At 71.8% G+C, this 2,528-nt stretch carries 1 protein-coding gene and 1 pseudogene; one reads left to right on the plus strand and one right to left on the minus strand.

Going from position 1 to position 2,528, the window contains the following annotated elements; translation table 11 throughout:
* A pseudogene (locus ACFWFR_RS19040) lies at positions 1-573 on the minus strand (hypothetical protein); the annotation flags it as partial.
* A 71-nt stretch (positions 574-644) separates the two neighbouring features.
* Between ACFWFR_RS19040 and ACFWFR_RS19045 the strand changes: the two are divergent.
* Positions 645-2,468 carry an ABC transporter ATP-binding protein gene (locus ACFWFR_RS19045; protein WP_377624153.1) on the plus strand — a complete coding sequence of 608 codons (1,824 nt, stop codon included), beginning with the start codon at positions 645-647 and terminating at the stop codon, positions 2,466-2,468.
* Positions 2,469-2,528: the final 60 nt, after the last annotated feature.

Consider the following 2,528-nt stretch of genomic DNA (forward strand, 5'->3'; position numbering starts at 1 on the left):
GCCGGTCGTCCCCCCGCGCGTCGGGGCCACCCGCGCGCCGCGCAGGGCGCGCGGGCGGCCGGCCCCCGGGGGGCGGGCGCCGGGCGTGCCGACGGGGCGGGCATCGAGGTAGCCCGCCGCGACGAGGGCCGCGTGGCGCTCGGCCACGGCTGCCGCGACGGTCTCGGCCGTCGCGGCAGCGGTGCCGCCGCCGCGCTGGGTGCCGTCACGGCGGGTGCGCAGCCAACGGGCGCTGCCGCTCGACCGGGGCGCTGCCCAGGCGGACACCGTGCCGCCGCGGTAGCTCACCTCGAGCGACCAGCGCGTCTCGGCGCCCTCGAACGCGGGCCACGGGACGTGCACGCTGCGCACCACGTTGTGCACGTCGATCCCGCCGTCGGACACCTCGACGCGTGGCAGCCAGAACAGCATGGCGACCGCCCAGGTCACCAGCGCCACGCCAGGCAGCGTGCGCAGTCCGGCGGCCGCGCCGTCGGACGTCCAGATCGCGGCGCAGAGCATGACGCCGACCACGCCCACCGCCACGGTGAGCACTCGGCCGTACATCGAGAAGAAGACCTTCGTGGGACCCATGGCCCCATGTTCCCAGAGATGAGGCGCCACGAGCGCCAGGTCTCCCACCTGCTGGAAGGACACTGATCATCGTGGCCATCGACACATCATCCGTGCCTCAGTTCACGCCCACGGGGAGCCCCGTGCTCTCGGTGCGCGACCTGGGCGTGGACTTCTACGTCGACGGGGTCTGGTACCCGGCGGCGACCGACATCAGCTACGACCTGTACGCGGGCGAGGTCCTGGCGATCGTGGGCGAGTCGGGCTCGGGCAAGTCCCAGTCCTCGCTCGCGCTGCTGGGCCTGCTGCCCTCGAACGGGCGCGCACGCGGCAGCGCCAAGCTGGGCGACCGCGAGCTCATCGGTCTGACGCAGGGCGGTCTGCGCAACATCCGTGGGCGGGAGATCTCGATGATCTTCCAGGAGCCCATGACTGCGCTCAACCCCGTCTACACGGTCGGATTCCAGATCGTCGAGACGATCCGCACGCACTTCACGGTCGGCCCCTCGGAGGCCAAGAAGCGCGCGATCGAGCTGCTCCGTCTCGTGGACATCCCCGAGCCCGAGCGTCGCTTCGACGCGTACCCGCACCAGCTCTCGGGCGGTCAGCGCCAGCGCGCCATGATCGCCCAGGCGCTCGCCTGCGACCCCAAGCTCCTGGTCGCCGACGAGCCGACGACCGCGCTCGACGTCACGGTCCAGGCGGAGATCCTGCGCCTGCTCCGCGACCTGCGCCACCGGGTCGACGCCGCGATCATCCTGATCACGCACGACATGGGCGTGGTGGCCGACATGGCCGACACCATGATGGTCATGAAGGACGGCCACGTCGTCGAGCGGGGGACCGCGGCCGAGGTCTTCGGCGCGCCGAAGGACCCGTACACGCGTCGTCTGCTGGACGCCGTCCCGCACCTGGGGACGTCCAAGACCGGGGTCGAGTCCGTCACGGACCGCGCGCCCGCCGCGGCACCGGTCGTGGACAAGGACGTCGTCCTCGAGGCGACCGACATGATCATCGAGTACCCGGCCCGTCGTCGGCAGAAGGCCTTCCGCGCCGTCGACCAGGTGAGCTTCTCGATCCGCAAGGGCGAGGTGCTCGGCCTGGTGGGCGAGTCCGGCTCGGGCAAGACGACCATCGGTCGTGCCGTCGTCGGGCTGCTGCCCGTGACGGGTGGCGCGCTGCGCGTCGGCGACATGAACATGGTCGGGGTCTCCCCGAAGGCGCTGCGTCCGCTCCGCAAGGAGGTCGGCATCGTCTTCCAGGACCCGGGTTCGTCCCTGAACCCGCGCCTGCCCATCGGCGAGTCGATCGGCGAGCCGCTCATGCTCCACAAGGGCATCAGGGGCAAGGCGTTGAGCGCCGAGGTCGAGCGGCTGCTGGACCAGGTCGAGCTGCCCAGGGCCATGCGCAACAGGTATCCGCACGAGCTCTCGGGCGGCCAGCGTCAGCGCGTGGGCATCGCCCGTGCGCTCTCGCTCGAGCCCAAGCTGCTGGTCGCGGACGAGCCGACGTCGGCCCTCGACGTCTCGGTCCAGGCCCGCGTGCTCGACCTCTTCCAGGACTTGCAGCGCGAGCACGGGTTCGCGTGCCTGTTCATCTCGCACGACCTCGCGGTCGTCGAGATGCTCTCGGACCACGTCGCGGTCATGCACCAGGGCAAGCTGGTCGAGGTCGGGACGACCGAGCAGATCGTCCACGCCCCGGTGGACCCGTACACGCAGCGCCTGCTCGCCGCGGTGCCGGTCCCGGACCCTGCCGAGCAGCGTCGGCGTCGTGAGGTGCGTGACGCCCTGCTCGACGCGTCCAAGAACGACCTGGCGCGCGACGAGCGCAAGGAGCTCGGTGCTCTGGCGCGTACGCAGGACGACGACCGCGAGGACCTCGAGGGGGACCGCATCCCGCAGCAGCCGGTCTGACCGGACTCGCGCACAGCACGGGTGAGATGCCCGACGACGGCACGCGCCTGTCTCTTATAC

The organism is Oerskovia sp. NPDC060287 (assembly GCF_042726775.1).
GTDB lineage: Bacteria > Actinomycetota > Actinomycetes > Actinomycetales > Cellulomonadaceae > Oerskovia > Oerskovia merdavium.